The organism is Oryzophilus luti, from assembly GCF_059726245.1.
The window spans coordinates 3020403-3037969 of record NZ_AP040874.1; the positions used below are offsets into that span (position 1 = coordinate 3020403).

18 protein-coding genes are annotated in these 17567 nt (G+C 63.5%); 6 read left to right on the forward strand and 12 right to left on the reverse strand.

Translation table 11 applies throughout. The features are described from left to right. Positions 1–5: 5 nt before the first annotated feature. The 5 genes from AC6IZO_RS12765 to AC6IZO_RS12785 form a co-directional block, all read right to left on the reverse strand. Positions 6–1823: a glycoside hydrolase family 3 protein gene (locus tag AC6IZO_RS12765; RefSeq protein ID WP_497809960.1), complete on the reverse strand. Its 1818-nt coding sequence runs from the start codon at positions 1821–1823 to the stop codon at positions 6–8. 125 nt (positions 1824–1948) lie between these two features. Next, on the reverse strand, positions 1949–2890 hold the full coding sequence (gene miaA / locus AC6IZO_RS12770) for a tRNA (adenosine(37)-N6)-dimethylallyltransferase MiaA (RefSeq protein ID WP_497805196.1): 942 nt from the start codon (positions 2888–2890) through the stop codon (positions 1949–1951). A gap of 193 nt (positions 2891–3083) precedes the next feature. Beyond that, the gene (locus AC6IZO_RS12775; RefSeq protein WP_497805198.1) at positions 3084–4181 is read right to left on the reverse strand and encodes a TonB C-terminal domain-containing protein; all 1098 of its coding nucleotides are present in this window, start codon (positions 4179–4181) and stop codon (positions 3084–3086) included. Between the two features lie 189 nt (positions 4182–4370). After that, a complete protein-coding gene (locus AC6IZO_RS12780; RefSeq protein WP_497805200.1) occupies positions 4371–5381 on the reverse strand; it encodes a Gfo/Idh/MocA family protein in 1011 nt (336 codons plus the stop codon). 107 nt (positions 5382–5488) lie between these two features. After that, positions 5489–6508 (reverse strand): ROK family protein, encoded by a 1020-nt coding sequence (locus tag AC6IZO_RS12785; protein ID WP_497805202.1) that lies wholly within the window; start codon positions 6506–6508, stop codon positions 5489–5491. Positions 6509–6814: 306 nt separating this feature from the next. On the opposite strand from AC6IZO_RS12785, the gene AC6IZO_RS12790 reads away from it, so the two are divergent. Further along, the gene (locus AC6IZO_RS12790) at positions 6815–7024 is read left to right on the forward strand and encodes a hypothetical protein (protein WP_497805204.1); all 210 of its coding nucleotides are present in this window, start codon (positions 6815–6817) and stop codon (positions 7022–7024) included. A gap of 159 nt (positions 7025–7183) precedes the next feature. Here the strand turns inward: AC6IZO_RS12790 and AC6IZO_RS12795 are convergent, their stop codons facing one another. Genes AC6IZO_RS12795 through fabZ form a run of 4 tightly spaced genes read right to left on the reverse strand, consistent with a single transcriptional unit; the run spans position 7184 to position 9715 of the window. Beyond that, a complete protein-coding gene (locus AC6IZO_RS12795) occupies positions 7184–8044 on the reverse strand; it encodes an LpxI family protein (RefSeq protein WP_497805206.1) in 861 nt (286 codons plus the stop codon). A gap of 30 nt (positions 8045–8074) precedes the next feature. Further along, positions 8075–8407 carry a GIY-YIG nuclease family protein gene (locus AC6IZO_RS12800; RefSeq protein WP_497805208.1) on the reverse strand — a complete coding sequence of 111 codons (333 nt, stop codon included), beginning with the start codon at positions 8405–8407 and terminating at the stop codon, positions 8075–8077. Positions 8408–8425: 18 nt separating this feature from the next. After that, entirely contained in the window at positions 8426–9202 is a 777-nt protein-coding gene (gene lpxA, locus AC6IZO_RS12805) for an acyl-ACP--UDP-N-acetylglucosamine O-acyltransferase (protein WP_497805210.1), read from the reverse strand. Positions 9203–9214: 12 nt separating this feature from the next. Further along, complete coding sequence (gene fabZ, locus AC6IZO_RS12810; protein WP_497805212.1) at positions 9215–9715, reverse strand: 3-hydroxyacyl-ACP dehydratase FabZ; 501 nt, start codon at positions 9713–9715, stop codon at positions 9215–9217. Positions 9716–9826: 111 nt separating this feature from the next. Here fabZ and AC6IZO_RS12815 point away from each other — a divergent pair, with 111 nt between their 5' ends. Continuing rightward, on the forward strand, positions 9827–10987 hold the full coding sequence (locus AC6IZO_RS12815) for a M20 family metallopeptidase (protein WP_497805214.1): 1161 nt from the start codon (positions 9827–9829) through the stop codon (positions 10985–10987). 238 nt (positions 10988–11225) lie between these two features. Continuing rightward, on the forward strand, positions 11226–11408 hold the full coding sequence (gene tatA, locus AC6IZO_RS12820) for a twin-arginine translocase TatA/TatE family subunit (protein WP_497805216.1): 183 nt from the start codon (positions 11226–11228) through the stop codon (positions 11406–11408). A 187-nt stretch (positions 11409–11595) separates the two neighbouring features. Here the strand turns inward: tatA and AC6IZO_RS12825 are convergent, their stop codons facing one another. Further along, a complete protein-coding gene (locus AC6IZO_RS12825) occupies positions 11596–12219 on the reverse strand; it encodes a Maf family protein (RefSeq protein WP_497805218.1) in 624 nt (207 codons plus the stop codon). 103 nt (positions 12220–12322) lie between these two features. On the opposite strand from AC6IZO_RS12825, the gene AC6IZO_RS12830 reads away from it, so the two are divergent. Further along, on the forward strand, positions 12323–13024 hold the full coding sequence (locus AC6IZO_RS12830; RefSeq protein ID WP_497805220.1) for a hypothetical protein: 702 nt from the start codon (positions 12323–12325) through the stop codon (positions 13022–13024). 195 nt (positions 13025–13219) lie between these two features. After that, entirely contained in the window at positions 13220–14923 is a 1704-nt protein-coding gene (locus AC6IZO_RS12835; protein ID WP_497805222.1) for an AMP-binding protein, read from the forward strand. A gap of 71 nt (positions 14924–14994) precedes the next feature. Here the strand turns inward: AC6IZO_RS12835 and AC6IZO_RS12840 are convergent, their stop codons facing one another. Both AC6IZO_RS12840 and AC6IZO_RS12845 read right to left on the reverse strand, forming a co-directional pair. After that, the gene (locus AC6IZO_RS12840) at positions 14995–15579 is read right to left on the reverse strand and encodes a TMEM175 family protein (protein ID WP_497805224.1); all 585 of its coding nucleotides are present in this window, start codon (positions 15577–15579) and stop codon (positions 14995–14997) included. Between the two features lie 45 nt (positions 15580–15624). Further along, positions 15625–16872 (reverse strand): hypothetical protein, encoded by a 1248-nt coding sequence (locus AC6IZO_RS12845; protein WP_497805226.1) that lies wholly within the window; start codon positions 16870–16872, stop codon positions 15625–15627. A gap of 246 nt (positions 16873–17118) precedes the next feature. On the opposite strand from AC6IZO_RS12845, the gene AC6IZO_RS12850 reads away from it, so the two are divergent. Next, positions 17119–17562, forward strand: coding sequence for a site-2 protease family protein (locus AC6IZO_RS12850; protein ID WP_497805228.1), 444 nt, complete (start codon positions 17119–17121; stop codon positions 17560–17562). The last annotated feature ends 5 nt before the right edge of the window (positions 17563–17567 follow it).

Here is a 17567-nt window from a genome sequence, read left to right on the forward strand (position 1 = left end):
TCCGGCTAGTGTTTCAGCTCCAGCCCCGCTCCGCGCTCCGCCACGCCAGGAATGGTGACCGGAAGGTGTCCCGTAATCGGGTCCTCTCCAAAGATTGCCTTCACCGCACTCAATTCCGAGACCGGCGCGTTGGAGAACGTGCACAGGTACGTCTGCGTCTCCGGGTAAACCTGCGCCAGGTACGGACTGCCGAAGGCGATCACCACCGTCTTGCGCGCTGCGTTCTTGAGCACGCCCTTCAGCACGTCGCCCGGCCCTTTGCCCAGGTCGAGTGAACCTTTTTTCTTCCCATCCACCGTGCGCCCGGCGCTCGGCGTAACGTAGACGGCCGCCACCACCCGCTCCGCCTTCTTTGCCGCCTTCACCACTTGGCTGTTCAGAAACTCTGCATTCGCCTCGTCGATGAACACCACGTTCGCGTCCGGCACGCGCCGCCGAACCTCACGCGCGAACTGCCTGCCATACTCGCTGCGGATGTCGTCGACAAAAACCGCCAGCAGCAGCTTCTCGCCCGGCTTGTCCTTCTCAGCGGTATACGTAAGCGTGCGCGCCACGGTTCCCGCCGTCGAGGGCTTCAGCGGAAGAATCTGCTGGTTGTTGCGTACAAGCGTCACCGCGTCATCGGCAACCTCGTGCGCCACCGCCACGCTCTCCGGCTTCAGAATCAACTCGGGCAGGGCATTCAAATCCACCAGGCGGTTCTTGTGCAGGCCCAGCGAGGCCTTCGCCCGCAGCAGCTTCAGCACGCTCTCGTCAATGCGGCTCTCCGGTATCTCTCCGCTGCGCACCGCCGCCAGCAGGCCGTTGTAGGCACCGTCGAGGTCCGACGGAATGATGATCAGGTCCTCGCCCGCCTTCACCGCCGCTACCGTTGACTGCGCGCTCACCTGCGCCGGGGTGCCGTGGTAAAGCCGCGTCACGCCGTTCATGTCCATCGCGTCCGTAACGGCAATGCCCTTGAAGCCCAGCTCATTGCGCAGCACGCCGGTCACAATCGCCGGCGAAATGGTGGAAACATGCTCGGGGTCCGGATCGAGCGCCGGGGCCGTCACGTGCGAGATCATCACCGAATCCACCCCGGCGGCGATGGCCGCGCGGAACGGAACCAGCTCAATCTTCTCCAGACGCGCGCGGTCGCCGTTCACGCGCGCCGCCGAAAGGTGCGTGTCGGAATCCGTATCGCCGTGGCCGGGGAAATGCTTGGCCGTCGTCATCATGCCGCCGGCATGCGCGCCCGCAATGTAGGCCTCAACCATTTCGGAGACCTGCTGCGGATCTTCGCTGAACGAACGGGTATTGATGATCGGGTTCGCCGGGTTCGAGTTGACGTCGGCGTCGGGGAAGAAGTTCCACTGCACACCGATGGCGCGCGACTCCATGGCCGTGATGCGTCCGAAGTCGTAAGCCAGTTGCTTCTTGCCCGCCGCGCCAAAGGCCATGGCGTGCGGGAATACGGTGACGCCGCTCAGCCGCATCGACAACCCGCGCTCGAAGTCGGCGGCAAACAGCAGCGGCAGGTCGCTATCGCGCTGCAACTGGTTGGTCAACGCCGCGGCCTCGAACGGCTGCGTGCGGTTCAGGTACGCGCCCTCCACCGGCACGGTCAGCCCCCAGCCGCCCAGGTGGTAGGTCTTCTGCCACTCGCGCAGGCGCTGATACTCAGGGCCGTTCACGTTCAGGAACTCAGCCCGCGCCCACACCATCAGCATCTGCCCGATCTTCTCTTCGAGCGACAGGCGCTTCAACGTGTCGTTGGCCCAGCGCTCGCCCTCCGGGTCGAGCTTGAGCGGCGCCGCCTGCGCCGAAGCCAGCGAACTGAACACGGTCAACGACAGAGAAACCAACAGCAGGGAAACCAGGATTCTTCTTGGGGCACGCATGCGCCGACGATACCAGAACCGGAGCCATCAATAAATGCTTCGCTGCCGGAGCGGCCGCGCGGTGTTTCCTATTCGGACAGCGTGAAGCGCATCACACGGCGCACGGCCTCGCGCTCAATGGCCGCGTCGTCACCGAAACCTTCGAGCCACGCCAGCCCTTCTTCACGCCGGAACCACGTCAGTTGGCGCTTGGCAAAGTTGCGGTGGCCCTGCTGGGCCGCGGCAATTGCCTGCTCGCGCGTCAGCTCGCCAGCCAGCAACTGCGCGGCCTGCCGGTAGCCCAGCGACTTCAGCGGCGCCACGGCCCGCGCACCATATTTCGCCAGCAGCGCTTCGGTCTCCTCCACCAGCCCGTGCTCGAACATCGCCTGCGCGCGCTGGTTGATCCGTTCGTAGAGCGCCTCGCGCGGCGGGTTCAGACCCAGCTTGAGCACGCGATAACCTTCAAGCTGGTCGCGTCCCTGCTGCCACAGCTCGCTCATCGGCTTCCGCGCCGCCAGGCTCACTTCCACGGCGCGGATGATCTTCGCCTCATCATTGGCGTGGATGCGCCCGGCCGCCTGTGGGTCGAGTCGCGTCAGAATTTTGTGCAGATGCCCGGTGCCATGTTTTGCGCTGGCGGCCCGCAAGCGCTCGCGCAACTCCTCCGAGCGCTCCGGCCCCGAGAACAGGCCTTCAATCGTCGCCCGCAGATACAACCCGGTGCCCCCGGCGATGATGGGCAGATGCTCGCGCGCGCTGATCTCCGCAATGGCCGCTCGCGCCTGCCGCGCATACTCGCCGGCAGTAAACTCCTCGTCCGGAGCCGCCACGTCGAGCAGGTGGTGCGGCGCCGCCACGCGCTGTTCCGCCGAAGGCTTGGCCGTGCCAATCTCAATTTCGCGGTAAACGGCGACCGAGTCGCAACTGACAATCTCGCCGTCGAAGTGGCGCGCCAGCGAGACGGCCAGCGCCGTTTTGCCGCTTGCGGTCGGGCCCACCAGCGCAATCAGCGGCTTCAGCGCGCTCATCGCAGCCCCCAGTGCGCGCCGCGCCAATAACGCGCGAGCGTCAGCAGCACAATCAGCGCCGCAATCAGGAGCATGCCCAGCGTCCGCGGAGCCTGCTGTTGCCATTTGGTCTTTGGGTCCACGGCAGAGATGATACAGCCTGCACGCGTGTGGAAGGGGCGGCAACGAGGGAAGAAATGCGGTCGCGCCGAAGCTACTCGAGTTCGCCCTTCTCCGGGTTGTAGAAGAAGTAGAAGCGCAGCGCGAGGTACGGCCCGTGAAATTCGTGCGGCAGCGGCGAAAACGGGTTGGAGGCGGTAATGCTGCCATAGGCCGCGCGGTCCAGCGGCACGTCGCCTGAGTAGCCCGCGTAGCGCAGCCCCACCACCTTGCCCTCGGGCGTAATGGCGAATTCGATGGCGACCTTGCCGCGCTTGAGCAGCGGCGGACGCGCCTCTTCCGGAATCAGCGTGTACCAGTTCTGGCGGACGGTGTGCACCACGCGCTCAAGGTAGGGCCCAAAGTCGACGCCCTGTGTGTCGCTGAGCACCTCAAGGTTGCCGCGCACGCGTCCCGAGCCCGGCGTAGCGCCAAGACCGTAATCTCCGCCGCCGCCCACGCGGCTGCCCGCATGGATGCTGTTGCGCGCCGCCTGGTTGATCATGGAGCCGACGCTGCCGGAGGTGGCAAACGGGTTCGGACGCTGCTGCGTGTTCATGGCCAGCATCGGATTCTGCTGCGGAGTCGGAGCCTGCGGCTGTCCGCCGCCACGCTGCCCCTGGCCGCCCTGCGGCGCGGGTGCCTGTGCCGCCTGCGGCTGCTGCGACATGCCCTGCGGAGCCTGCATGCCGGGAGCGCCCGGACGATGCGTGTCCCGCAGGTCTTCGAGCGTCTTCTTGTCCAGCTCCGGCGTTTTGGTCATGGCAATGCGGTTCTTGTCGGAGAGATGCTTGGCGTTGGGCACTTCCTTCGGAGCCGTTTGATTGTCCTTCGGCATCTCCGTGTAGGTCAGGTTCTTGTCCGCCAGCAACTGCTCGGCCGAGCGCAAACGCACCGGCACGCCCCTGGGCATCCACTTGGGAGAGAGTGCAATGACGATGATGGCGACCAGGTGCACCACCAGTGAAATCCAGAAGGCCTCGCGCATACGCGAGCGCGACAGGTCATCGCGAAGCTGCAGCACCATCACGGGTTCAAACTCCGCCCGCTCGTCGGCAGCGCTCGGCAACGGCCTTGCGCCGTTCCGGTTCGATCTCTGGATTTCAGCTTCGTCCATCAGGGTCACGGTGATCAGCAGGTTCCGCGAACGCAATCACCGCCCGCCCTGCCTGAGTTCTCTTGCTCTCTTACAGTCTCTCTGCCCGCTCCGATGTATGTCATGGCACTCAGGTGCCCGGAGCCGCATGTTTTGCCTATGGTCTATTAGACGCGTTTCGCGCGCGAAAGTCTGCGGGCTTCCACTGGCATCTTGCGCCACAAATGTAAAGCTTTGTAAGCGCCTCTAGCGCGGCAGCGGCGGAACCTGTTTCATCAAGTCCGCCAGGTGCGCTCGCTCGGCGTGCTCGGCCATCTGCTGCTGAATCTCCAGGGCCAGTTCCAGCGCATTGCGACCATCCTGCAGCGTCACTTCCGGCGTGGAGCGCGTGCGCACGGCGTTCACAAAGCTCTTCAGCTCGCTCTTCAAAGGTTCTTCCTGCACCACCGAGGGCTTGGCCGGGAAGATCTCCGGCACAGGGCCGTCGGTCGGACGCACCGTCAGCGAAAACACGTCGCGCCGCGAGTAGTCCACCGAAACGTACTGGTAGGGCTGGAAGAAACGCAGTTTGCGCACCTTCTCCGTGCTGACGCGGCTGGCCGTGAAGTTGGCAATGCAGCCGCTCTCGAACTCAATCCGCACATTGGCGATATCCACCTTGTGCGAAAGCACCGGCAGCCCTGCCGCATGCAGCGTGCGCACCGGGCTCTTGGCCAGCTTCAGCACCACGTCAAGATCGTGGATCATCAGATCCAGCACCACGTCCACGTCAAGCGAACGCGGAGTGAAAACGCTGAGCCGGTGCACCTCAAAAAACATGGGCGTGGTGATAAGCGGCAGCACCGCGCGCACCGCCGGGTTGAAGCGCTCCAAGTGCCCGACCTGCGCCACGCGGCCATGCTCCTGCGCCAGCGCCATCAGTTCATCGGCCTGCGCCAGGTTCACCGCCAGTGGCTTCTCGATCATCACGTCAACGCCGGCCTGCATGAGCTGACGGGCCACCGTCAGGTGCCCCACCGTCGGCACGGCCACCACGCAGGCGTCGAGCTTCTCCGCCGCCAGCAGCGCGTCCACCGAGGTGTATCCACGCGTGCCGAATTCGGCCGCAGCCGCGGCTGCCCGCGCCGGGTCTCCATCGACGACCGCCGCCAGTTCCAGCGGCTGTTCGCCTGAAAGTTCACGGAAAATTCTGGCGTGATTGCGCCCGAAGGAGCCGACGCCCACCACCGCCACGCGCAAAACCTGTTCGTTGTTCACGTTTCTATTCTCGCAGATGACCGCCCATGCCGCACGCTTCCGCTGCGGCGCGCAAAACGCAAGGGAGGCCGCAGCCTCCCTTGCGCATCACTCACAATATGCTGCCGCTACTTTGCCAGGCCGCTTTGCTTGGCCAGCGACAGAGCTTCAATAGCCGCGCCGCGCGCGCCCGCCGTATCGCCGTTGGGCATCACGTAAATCGGCAGGTCCTTCTGCTCGTCGCGCTGCGGAGGCATCGCCTTGCGAACCTCGTCGATGAACCAATCCTGCAAGGCCTTCGACGCCTCCAGCACGCCTCCGCCGACGATGAGCGCATCCGGGTCGAAGGTGTTGATCATGCCGTCAAAGAACAGGCCCAGCGCGTGCGCCTCCACGCGGAAAATTTCGCGGCACATCGGGTCGCCCTTGTCGGCCAGCCCGCGCACGGCCTTCGCCGCCGTGTGCGCGTCCAGCTTGCCCAGTTCGTGCCCCGGATACTGCTTCAGGAAATACGGCAGCAGGCTCTTCTCAATCGCCGTCAGCGAGCAGAGCGACTCCAGATCGCCAATGCGTCCGCAGTTGCACTTGGGCACCAGCCCTTCAATGCCGGCAATCGCCTGATATGGCACCAGCGCGTGCCCCAGCTCGCCGCCAAATCCGTTCTTGCCCTTCACCACCTGGCCATCGACGATGACGCCGCCGCCATTGCCCGTGCCCACCACGATCGAAATCGAGGTCTGCTTATTGCACGCGCCAAAGATCGAATAATGCCCCCACAGGGCCGCCGCGTTCGCGTCGTTCAGGTAGGTGACCGGCTTGCACAGCTTCTTCGCCAGACCTTCGCGAATGTCAAAGCCCGCCCAGCCCGGATGCACAAAGTTGGTCGATCCCTTGGTGCTCAACTGGCCCGAGGCGCTGGCCGGTCCGGGCGTGTCCAGCCCGACGGCGACCACATCTTCCACCTTGACGCCGGCGCGGTCGGCTGCGACCTTCAGGCCGTCGGCAATCTGCTGCAGGCAAATCTCCGGCCCTTCCTTGGCGCGCGCCGGATACTCGCACAGCCCCTCGATCAGAAACTTCTCGTCTTCCGTGATGAATGTGTAATTAACGGCGGTACCGCCAAGATCCACTCCTGCAACGACAGCCACGGTCGTCCTCCTCGGCTGGGGTATGAACAGACCAGATTACCAGCGGCCCCGCCATCGCGCATCGGCTTTCTCGCGCACGTATTGCACCGCAGTCGGGTGCCCCAGGCCTGTCCTGAACTTGCCGAAGGATTCGCCGAGATCCGTGTATCGGGTGCCCCAGGTTCGCCGAGCGCGGTTGGCGAGGCTAACCTGGGATGCGACGCCCTTTTTCCGCATCGCGTTATTCCCACCCAAGAACCTGCCGCAGAAATCCGCTGCACGGACACATGAAATTCCGCCCCGCTCTCAGCTAAAATAGAGAGCGTTATGCCGTTGTATCCGATTAAAAAATGCGTTGTCTGCGGAGAGGAATTCGAGCTCCGCCCGAACAAACCCGGCTTTGCCAACCGCTGCCCTGACTGCACCGAAGACGAGGCCGAAGCCAGCGGCGATTCCTTCAAAGAATCCGGCAACCGCGACCTGGACGCCGCCCGCCGCCAGGCGATGAAGAACCTTCTCTACCGCAAGGACAGCTAGCGCGAGCCGGTCGCAGACCGTTCGCCGCCGTCTGGCATCTGGAACACAATTTCTGCTGCCCCGACTTGATCGTCCTCAGCTGGCGACCACGCGGAAGCACTCACTCACATGCAAAAGGCCGCGACACTCGTCGCGGCCTTTTGCATTTCGATCTCAAACTTACCCCGCGTGATGCGGTACCGCCGGCTCCTCGGCCACAATGGTGATGCCGTGCTCGTTGGCCACCTTCAGCATCGCCGCCTTGTCGAGCATCAGGCACTTGTTGGCATCCAGCGCCAGGCAGCTTGCGCCCGCTTTGATCATTGTCTCCATGGTGTGCATGCCCACCACCGGCACGTCAAAGCGCATGTCCTGGTTCGGCTTGGAGACCTTCACCACGGTCAGCGCCCGGCTCAGCACGGCGCTTTCACCCTTCAGGCTGGCCATCAGCTCGCCCGCGCGCAGAATGGCCGCGTCGGTGCCCTCCATGGCCTCAATGGCCACGCAGGCCGCCTCGGCAATCACCACCGTCTGGCCAATGTCAAAGCGCGCCACGTGGTGCGCCACCGCCCGTCCATAGGTGATGTTTGTCATCTCCTGATCGGTGGGCGCGCGCTCGGTCAGCACGCCTTCGCCCGCCAGCAGCGGCTCCAGCAGCGCCGTGGAATTGATGAGGTGGATGCCTTCATCGCCGAGCACCTTGGCCACCGCGCCAATCAGCGAATCCGTGTTGCGGGTGCCCAGCGAGAGCAGCAGCTTGGCCAGCCGCCAGTCCGGGCGTATGGAGCTGAAGATCTGCTTGTGCTTCACCTGCCCGGCCATCACCGCCTCGCTGACGCCCTCCTTCTGGAAGGTCTCAATCAGCTTTGACAGCTCGCCCAGGCTGAGCCAGTGCACGCTGGCCGCGCCGTGCTTTTCGATCTCCGGAAACGTCTCTTCCTTGATCGCCGCCACGACAACTTCGTATCCATGTGCCCGCGCGGCTTCCAGCACCAGCAGCGGGAACTTTCCATTTCCGGCAATCAGTCCAAGCTTCGGCATAGTGTGCCCTTCGTCTTTCCGGGGATCGTCCTAGAGGAGCGGCTCGGCGGAGAGGCGGCTCACCCAGGTGTTTTTCGCTTCCTTCAGGCGATCGTTCAGCTCCAACTCGTGAACGTCATCTTCCAGCTTGGCCAGGACTTCATAGCTGAAGGCAGCCTCGCCATGTGTATTCCAGGCGGTTTGCAGGCTGCCCGCACGATGGTTCCCCGCCTTCAGCGAAAAGAACGTCAGATTGCGCGTTGCATCCAGGTTGCGGGAGGAACCAACCCATGCGCCACCGCTTACGGAGCAACGCACGGCAAATACGCCCCGCTCCACCTTGCGTTCCTTGAACTCCCGAATTGCCTGTTTGCGGTCCAGCATTCTAGGGCTCCTGGGGGCCTACTTGATGACTCCGCGCTCGCTGGTTTCGATGAAGCGCACCAGCATCTCCACGTCCTCGCCCAGCGGGCCTTCGCTGCGCAGCTTCTCCAGCGCCTGCGAAGTGTTCAGCTTGCTCGCCAGCAGCACGCGGAAGGCATGCTGGATCTTGCGGATGCGTTCCGGCGTGAAACCACGGCGTTCGAGGCCGATGGCGTTGGCGCCGTAGGCTCCCACTTCGCGCGAAGCGCTCGTCTTGCTGAATGGCAGCACGTCACGCGTGATGGTGGTGCCGCCGCCGATGTAGCTGTGCGCGCCCACCTTCACAAACTGGTGCACCGGGCAGAGCGCGCCCACGGTGGCCCAGTCCTCCACCGTAACGTGGCCCGCCAGGGTGGCGGCGTTGGCCATGATGACGTGGTCGCCGATCTGGCAGTCGTGCGCAATGTGCGAATAGGCCATGATGAGGCAGTCGCTGCCCACCCGCGTAACGCCCACGCCCTTCAGCGTGCCGCGGTGGATGGTGACGTACTCGCGGATCTGGTTGCGTTGGCCGATCTCCAGGCGGGTCTTTTCGCCCTTGAAGGTCAAATCCTGCGGCCCCACGCCCAGCGTGGCAAACGGGTAGACGCAGTTATCGTCACCGAGCGTGGTAGGCCCGTTGAGCACCACGTGCGAAATGAGCTGGCAACGCTCGCCCATCTCCACGTCGGCGCCCACATAACAGAACGGCCCGATGGTGCAGCTTTCGGGAATCTTGGCTCCGGCCTCAACCACGGCCAGCGGATGAATGCTCATGGTCTCGGCTCGCTACTTTACGCGCTCGCGCGGCACAATTTGGCAGCTCACCACGGCCTCGGCCGCGACCTTGCCATCCACCAGCGCCTTGCACGCCATCTTGGTGGCCGTGTAGCGCCACACAATCACGTTGACCTCGATGCGCACCTGGTCACCGGGCACCACGGGGCGGCGGAACTTGGCCCGCTCAATGCTGGTAAACAGCATCAGCATCTTGTCGCGCTCGGGAATTTCGGTCAGCAGCAGCGTGCCGCCTGCCTGCGCCATGGCTTCCACCAGCAGAACGCCCGGCATCACCGGGTTGCCCGGGAAATGTCCCTGGAAGAACGGCTCGTTGGCCGTCACGTTCTTGATGGCCACGATGCGCTTCATGCGCTCGACCTCGATCACGCGGTCGATCAGCAGGAACGGATAGCGGTGCGGCAGAATCTGCTGGATGCCCACCACGTCAAGCGGTACGGTGATGCCACCGGCCGCAGGTTGTTCAGGTAATGTCTTCTTTTCTTCACTCATGGAAAATCTCGCGGGAAACCAAAATTATACACTTGAGTGGCGGGTCGATTCCTCCCCGCCTGCGCCTCCGCTGGCCCCGCCCGGCCCGTTTGCGGTAGCTTTCTACTTGCGATGAAACCCACGCACAAAGTTCCGGTCTCCAGCGCGTCCCTGCTGCGCACGCTCCACGCGCAGCGCGGTGAAATGGTGCAACTGCTGCGCCAGTTTGTCGAGTGCGAATCGCCCTCGACCTCCAAGGCAGACGTGGACGCCTTCGGCGCCCTGGTGGCACCGCACTTCGCCGCCCTCGGCGCGCGCGTACGCCGCCACAAACAGAGCGGCTGCGGTGATGCACTGGAATTCATCTTTGCGCCCGCCAGCCGCGCCCCGCGCGCGCTGCTGCTCGGCCATCTTGACACCGTCTACGACCGCGGCACGCTGGCCACGATGCCCTGGCGCGAACGCGCCGGAAAGCTCTACGGCCCCGGCGTCTTCGACATGAAGGGCGGCCTGGTGCAGGCCATCTTTGCCCTGCGCGCTCTGGCCGTTGAAGGCCGCTTCACCGCGCCGGTCACCGTGCTGCTCACGCCGGACGAAGAAATCGGTAGCGTCAACTCGCGGCCCATCGTGGAGCGCGCCGCGCAAAGTGCGGCAAAGGTCTGCGTGCTGGAACCCGCGGCAGGCGCAGAGGGCGCAGCCAAGACCGCGCGCAAGGGCATCGCGCTCTATACCCTGCGCGTACATGGCATTCCCTCGCACGCGGGGCTGGACTTCACGCGCGGTGCCAGCGCCATCACCGAACTGGCGCAGCAGCTCACGCGCATTAGCCAGCTCTCGTCTCCGGAAAAGGGCCTCACCATCAACGCGGGCATCGTCAGCGGCGGCACGCGTGTAAACGTGGTGCCTGAGTGGGCCGAAGCCCGGCTTGACGTGCGCGTGGTCAGCGCCACACAGGCCCGCGCCATTGACCGCCGTCTGCGCGCGCTGCGCCCGGTCGACCGCCGCTGCCAGCTTGAGTTGACCGGCGGATTGAACCGCCCACCCTTCGAGCGCAGCGCCGCCGGAAGCGCCCTCTACAAGCACGCCGCCGCCTGCGCAAAGCAGCTTGGTTTTGAACTGAAGCAGACCGCCGTGGGCGGAGCCTCCGACGGCAACTTTACCGCCGCGCTTGGCCGCCCCACGCTCGACGGTCTTGGCATGGTGGGCGACCACGCGCACAACATTGGCGAATACATCGTCGCCCGCGAACTGCCACGCCGCGCCGCCCTGCTGGCGCTGCTGCTGCAGGCCTGATCTTTTTAATTTAGGAAGGGCGCTTTCCTCTTCTACTGAGGAAGGCGCCTTGTAACTCCATCATTCTGCCGAGCTTCGGAGCCGCTCTCCCCGTGCGTTGCGCCGCCAGCATCAAAACCCGACTTTCGTGTGCGTTCTTCCTTTGACTCCGCTTGCCCCACTGACCTAGACTGTTTCTGTCGCCCATTCGCAGGAGTTCATTTCATGGACGTCACCCGACGGGCGCTCGGAGCGAATTATGTTTGAAGGCCTTTTCCAGCCGATGCATCTGTTGGTGATTCTCGTGATCGCCCTGTTGATCTTCGGCCCCTCTAAGCTGGCTGACCTGGGCAAGGGTCTCGGCGAAGGTATCCGGAACTTCAAGACTGCGGTCAAGGAAGGTTCGGAGACACCGGCACCCAAGGACGGCGAGAAGAAGTAAGCATTCACCCGGCGCCTCCCTTGCGAGGCGCTTTTGCATACGGTACCCGCGGCCGGAGCGCCATCCAGCGCTACCCGTGACCGGTCCCGGGATATCGCCTTAAGTTTCTGGCGACGGCCTCAAGTGGTTCATCGCAAAGAAAGCCCCCGTTTTCGGGGGCCTTTTGCTTTTTCGGCTTTCTCTTCTCTTAGATCACCAGCCAGCGCCCGGCCAGCATCTGGTACACCTTCTGCACCGGCAACCCCATCACATTGAAATAGCAGCCAATTACTCCGGTCACGAACTTTGAGGCCCGGCCCTGGATGCCGTAGGCTCCAGCCTTATCCATCGGCTCGCCGCTGGCCACGTACTCGTCGATCTCGCTCTCCGCCAGTTCGGCAAAGCGCACCAGCGTGGTCTCCACGCGCACATCGCACTTCGGCTCATCCGCCTCATGCCACGCCAGGCAAACGCCAGTCAACACGCGATGCTCGCGTCCACTCAACAACCGCAGCATCTGTTTTGCATCTTCCGGATTCTTCGGCTTTTCCAGCAGAGTCTCTCGCGCGCCTTCGGGCAACTCGCCGTGCGAAGTTGTGAACTCATCCAGTACCACTGTGGTGTCCGCACCCAGCACAAGTGCCCCCGGACGCTGCGCCAGAACCTTCATGGCTTTGCCGCGAGCCAGCCGCTGCACGTATTCCGCCGCCGGCTCGCCCGCCTGGTGCTCTTCCGGTATGTCCGCCACCTGCACTTCAAACGCGATTCCCGCGTTGCGCAACAACTCCGCCCTCCGCGGAGACCCCGATGCCAGAATGATCATGCCGTTCATTCTACAGGCACATCTCCTGTGAATTGGCGCTGCTGCGTGATGCGCGAGGATTTCATACGGCTTTCTTTTGACCCTCCCGGCGGGCTGTGGCATCCTGCCGCCTATGGCCCCAATCTGCCCGATCTGCAGCGCCACCATTCCGCTGGAAGACGTGAACGTTTCCACCGACATCGCGCTGTGCCGTCGCTGCGGGAAAACATTTTCCCTGGCCGAGTTGCTCAGCCCCGAAGGCCCCGGCTATGCCGATCTTTCCAATCCGCCGCAAGGCACGTGGTATGAGCCTCTCTCCGACGGCTTCCGGGCGGGCGCCAGCACGCGCTCCTGGGCCGCTCTGTTTCTGGTGCCGTTCACCTGCGTGTGGGCTGGCGGTTCGCTGACGGGCATCTATGGCACGCAGTTTCGCTCCGGAAAATTTAATCCCGGCATGTCGCTGTTTGGCATTCCGTTCCTCATCGGCAGCATCGTCCTCATCAGCTTGTGCCTTCTGATGGTCGCCGGAAAGGTCCAGCTCACACTGCGCGGAAACTCACTCACGATCTTTACCGGGATTGGCCCGGTCGGATGGTCGCGCCGCCTGGAGTGGTCGCAACTGAACTCCGCGCAGATCGGCCTGGGCTTCGGAAGCGGCAACTATTCCTCATCGCGCAACCGTCAGGAACAGATCGTGATCACCATGGGTACCCGCCAGGTCACCTTCGGCGGCATGCTCAACGGCCAGCGGCGGCGCTTTCTTCTGAGCGCGTTGCGGCAGCAACTCTCCACGGGCGGCACCGTCGCCTGGAGCGCTCCCAGCACGAAGTTCTAGAGCCTGCCGCCTCCTCCGGTGCTTTCCCTGCCGAGAGAGCACTGCTTCTGCCACCACCTTCCCGCCTAATTGCATCAGCCGCAGTACTACTATGTGAAAAATTATTAGTTTGCTTTCTATTCGACCACGCCGGATGCTGGTAGCAGATTGTGCCGTGGTGTGGACCGCGAAAAGCTCCCTTGCACAGGAGACCCGATGGAATTTACCGATGCGATGTTGAGCTACACAGCCGGGGGCAAGGCTCCCGAGCTGCTGGAATTGACCCTGGGCCAGCGACTGGACCGTACGACTTCGCTCAACCCCGACCGCCCCGCCCTCATCTCGCGTCCCCAGAACATCCGTTACACCTGGCGCCAGCTTCAGCAGGAAGTGGACCGCATTGCCCGCGGGCTGATGGCGCTCGGCATTAAGAAGGGCGACCGCGTGGGCCTGTGGGCCACCAACTGCGCCGAGTGGGTGCTGACGCAGTTTGCCACCGCGCGCATTGGCGCCATCCTGGTCAACCTCAACATCCGCTACCGCTCGGCCGAGCTGCACTACGCGCTGAAGCAGTCCGGCTGCAAAGCGCTGGTGCTCATTCGCGGCTTCCATGATTGCGACTACGTGGAGAGCCTGTTCACGATTGCGCCTGAACTGCGCCACGGCCGCTCCGGCCAGTTCCACTCCGAGTCCCTGCCCGACCTGCGCCACGTCATCTACATTGGCCAGGACCGTCCGGAATCCATGCTCGCCTGGGGGGAACTTCTTCGACTCTCCGAGCAGGTCAGCCTGGACGAATTAGCCGCGCGCGAAGCCACGCTTAGCTATCTCGACCCCATCAACATTCAGTACACCAGCGGCACCACCGGCTTCCCCAAGGGCGCCACGCTTTCGCACGGCAACGTGGGCAACAACGGCGTGCTCATAGCCCACACCATGCGCTACACCGGCAAGGACTCCATCTGCATTCCGGTGCCGTTCTACCACTGCTTCGGCATGGTGCTGGCCAACATGAGTTCGCTCGCCAGCGGCGCCGCCATGGTCATCCCGTCGGAGGCCTTTGATCCGCTGGCCACGCTGGAAGCCATCCATGAGGAGCGCTGCACCTCCATCTACGGCGTGCCGACGATGTTCATCGCTCAGTTCCAGCATCCGCGCTTCAAGGAGTTCGACCTCTCCTGCATCCGCACCGGCATCATGGCCGGAGCCAACTGCCCCATCGAGCTTATGCGCCGCGTGGTGGAGGAGATGCACTGCCCCGAGCTGACCACCGTCTACGGACTGACCGAGTCTTCGCCCGGCATGACGCAGACGCGCGTCGACGATTCGCTCGACCTGCGCGTTACCACCGTGGGCCGCGCGCTGCCGCACACGGAAATCAAGATTGCCGATCCGCAGACCGGCCAGATTGTTCCGCACGGCAAAGTCGGCGAAATCTGCACCCGCGGCTACCTGGTGATGAACGGCTACTGGAATGATGCGGAGAGCACGGCCAAGACAGTGGAACCCGATGGCTGGCTGCACTCGGGCGACCTGGGCACGATGGACAAGCGCGGCTACGTCCGCGTCACCGGACGCATCAAGGAGATGATCATCCGCGGCGGCGAAAACATTTATCCGCGCGAGATCGAAGAGTTCCTGCACACCTGCCCGGAGATCATCGACGTGCAGGTCTTCGGCATCCCCAGCGAGAAGTACGGCGAGGAAGTTGCCGCGTGGATCAAGCTGAAGCTTGGCTCGGCCATGACCGTCGAACAGGTCTGGGAGTTCTGCCACGGCCAGATCGCCAGCTTCAAAATCCCGCGCCACATCACCTTCGTCGACAGCTTCCCCATGACCGGTTCGGGCAAAATCCAGAAGTTCAAGATGCGCGAAGCATGGGTGGCCGCGCAGCGCGAGCAGGAGCTGGCCGCCGTCTAACGTTTCTCCGCTGAACGCAACAGCCCCATCCGGAATTTCCGGTTGGGGCTTTTTTATGCGGACGCAGAGGCCTACCGGTGCTGCGATGACAGCATTCGCTCGATTCTGCGATCGGGCACCAGCCACATCAGCGCGACAAACACGTACAGGGCTGCTGCGGCCCACGGCGTCCACCACGCGCTCACCATGCCCGCGAGGTAGAAGAGCGGCGAGAGCTTTCCCTTCCAGTCGCGGCCCAGCGCCTGCCGCAACGCCGAGTCGCAGCCCTCGGTGTTGAGGATGACCCGCTGCAGAATCCAGTAGGCGATGGCGGCCATCAGCAGCACCGCGCCGTAGAGCATCAGGGTTGCCGGAGCAAAGTGGTTCTCGCCCATCCAGCCGGTGGCGAACGGGAACAGCGACAGCCAGAAGAGCAGGTGCAGGTTCGCCCACAGCATGGCGCCCGTCACGTGCGAGGCCGCGTGCAGCAGGTGATGGTGGTTGTTCCAGTAAATGCCCACGTAAACAAAGCTGAGCAGATAGCTGACGAAGACAGGCCACAGCGGACGCAGCGACGCCAGATCGCTGCCGTGCGGCACCTTCATCTCCAGCACCATGATGGTGATAATGATGGCGATCACGCCATCGCTGAACGCCTCCAAACGCCCCCTGGTCATGCGCACCCCGCTCTAAATCGTTGCTTGTGACCTGTTCGCTCTTCCCTACTTTGACTTCCGCATCAGGTCCGCGCTCTTGCACGCCGCCGCAGGCTGTTGCGTCATTTGCTGCATGGTAAAGGAATTTGTCCCCTGCAGAAGTTGGAAGTAGGCAGGCTTCTGGTCGATTTGTACTTCCGCTTGGAAGTGCTTTGGCGAGTCCCCGCAGGCGCGCACCGCTCCGTATTCTACGGACGGATAGTCTTTCTCCGACTTCTCCCGCCGCTCGAAGTTGTCGTGCCATTGCTGGAGCGCCGCAGCGTGTTCCGGAGCAGACCACTCGCCAGCCTCGCTCCACGGCACCTGTAGCCACTCATCCACGAAGTCGCGTCCATTCATCGCCACCGGCTGCACGCGGCGCACGGTGCCATCAGCGGTACTGTAGCGGTAAACGCCCTTACGAACGAGAACGGTTGTGTCCTTCATGTTCACTTCCAGCCGCAGGTCAAAACCGTCTGCGCGCGGCTTCATCACAGGAACGATGTCTCCCCGGCTGTAGCCCCGTTCTTTGTGAAATGCCGTCTTCTGCGCGCCTTGAGCAGATCGGAAAGTCATCACATCAAGAACAAAGAGACTCATGCGCGAGGTACACCAAGGCGTACCGTGCGCAGCCGCCAGCGCCCAGCCTTTGCCCAGTGGCACTGCCGCATATTGCAGGAAGTCTCCGTAGGCGCCGCTGATCTCCTCATAGTCCTTGCTCTGCCAGCGAATTACCTGGCGCCATCCCGCCCCTTCGTGCTGATAGACCAGCAGCACGGAATCAAAGCTGCACGGAATGCCGAACGTCCATTCCACCGCACGCAGCGCCGGGTGGCCTTCCAAGTGCTTAACGTGCACCTCCAGTGCATTCCCATAGATTCCGTCAAGCAGAACCGCATTCCCGGCCGTCTGTGGCTGCACCGATTGCGACTTCTGGTTCGCTCCCACGGCAGCAGCCAGGGTCTGCTCCATCACCGACGGCTCGGCCTGCGCACTCTCCGCGCAGCCCATATACACGTCGCTGACCGATGCCAAAGAATCCTTTAGCTCGCGAATCCGTTTCTGCGTCGCCGGAGTCACATCGACATCCATCTCGTCCCGCAACTTCACGGCCAGCAACTCCGCCTGAATCTTCTTCGCTTCGCCTGCATGGCGTGCCACAGTTTGCGCACAGGGGGGCTGCGCTGCAGCCATCCACCCCAGCAGCAACAGGACAAACACGCACTTCATCGCCTTGGAAAGCATGCCCGCAAGCATACCGCAGCGTTCGACCATGGTCGCGGAATCGCCGATGAAATCTCATGTTCGCCCCGAGTCGTAGCACTTCCGAGTGCCGCCGCAAGGGGCGCTTATTCCCATCCTGCGACTGCGATGCAGCTTGGAACGCCGCACACGCCCGCGACAAACAATCGCTCATCCAGGCTTTGCGTCCAGTCGATTTCCCGAGTGAATGCGAATTCCGCCCTGCGCTCCGCAGCGGCTCCCACAGAGGTCAAGCACATGACGCGGCATATCAGAAACATGCAATTGGAAATCTCTCACCGGGCGTTGCTTCCGGTTGCGGCCATTGCCACCATCGCGGTTGCGCGCTTTGGTCCGCGTGCCGGGGTGTTGGCTGCCGCGTTGTTTATTGCCTGCGTGCTGTTGCATGAAGGTGGACATCTTCTGGTGGCACGGCTGCTGCAGGTTCGCGTCTCGGGCATCGGACTCTGCGGGCTGGGAGCCTACCTGCGCCGCGAGCGCGTGGAGCCGCAGGCAGAGCTGCTGATCGCCTCCGCCGGCCCGCTGGTGAACCTGGTGATTGCGGCCTGCCTCTGGAACCTGAATGCCGGAGTACTGGCGTGGCTGATGCAGTTGAACCTGGTGCTGGGCGTGGCCAACCTGCTGCCCATCAGGGGCACCGACGGGCGGCGGGTTTTGGAAGCGCTGTCCGCATTGGCGCACCCCGCACCGCGCACGCTCTAGCCGGA

Excerpts from the sequence above, each read along its gene's own strand:
- AC6IZO_RS12800 (WP_497805208.1), bottom strand. The coding sequence starts at position 8,407 with ATGCTGGACCGCAAACAGGCAATTCGGGAGTTCAAGGAACGCAAGGTG.
- fabZ (WP_497805212.1), bottom strand. The coding sequence starts at position 9,715 with ATGAGTGAAGAAAAGAAGACATTACCTGAACAACCTGCGGCCGGTGGC.
- AC6IZO_RS12840 (WP_497805224.1), bottom strand. The coding sequence starts at position 15,579 with ATGACCAGGGGGCGTTTGGAGGCGTTCAGCGATGGCGTGATCGCCATC.
- AC6IZO_RS12815 (WP_497805214.1), top strand. The coding sequence starts at position 9,827 with ATGAAACCCACGCACAAAGTTCCGGTCTCCAGCGCGTCCCTGCTGCGC.
- AC6IZO_RS12795 (WP_497805206.1), bottom strand. The coding sequence starts at position 8,044 with ATGCCGAAGCTTGGACTGATTGCCGGAAATGGAAAGTTCCCGCTGCTG.
- lpxA (WP_497805210.1), bottom strand. The coding sequence starts at position 9,202 with ATGAGCATTCATCCGCTGGCCGTGGTTGAGGCCGGAGCCAAGATTCCC.
- AC6IZO_RS12845 (WP_497805226.1), bottom strand. The coding sequence starts at position 16,872 with ATGGTCGAACGCTGCGGTATGCTTGCGGGCATGCTTTCCAAGGCGATG.
- AC6IZO_RS12835 (WP_497805222.1), top strand. The coding sequence starts at position 13,220 with ATGGAATTTACCGATGCGATGTTGAGCTACACAGCCGGGGGCAAGGCT.
- AC6IZO_RS12825 (WP_497805218.1), bottom strand. The coding sequence starts at position 12,219 with ATGAACGGCATGATCATTCTGGCATCGGGGTCTCCGCGGAGGGCGGAG.
- miaA (WP_497805196.1), bottom strand. The coding sequence starts at position 2,890 with ATGAGCGCGCTGAAGCCGCTGATTGCGCTGGTGGGCCCGACCGCAAGC.
- tatA (WP_497805216.1), top strand. The coding sequence starts at position 11,226 with ATGTTTGAAGGCCTTTTCCAGCCGATGCATCTGTTGGTGATTCTCGTG.
- AC6IZO_RS12850 (WP_497805228.1), top strand. The coding sequence starts at position 17,119 with ATGCAATTGGAAATCTCTCACCGGGCGTTGCTTCCGGTTGCGGCCATT.
- AC6IZO_RS12790 (WP_497805204.1), top strand. The coding sequence starts at position 6,815 with ATGCCGTTGTATCCGATTAAAAAATGCGTTGTCTGCGGAGAGGAATTC.
- AC6IZO_RS12830 (WP_497805220.1), top strand. The coding sequence starts at position 12,323 with ATGGCCCCAATCTGCCCGATCTGCAGCGCCACCATTCCGCTGGAAGAC.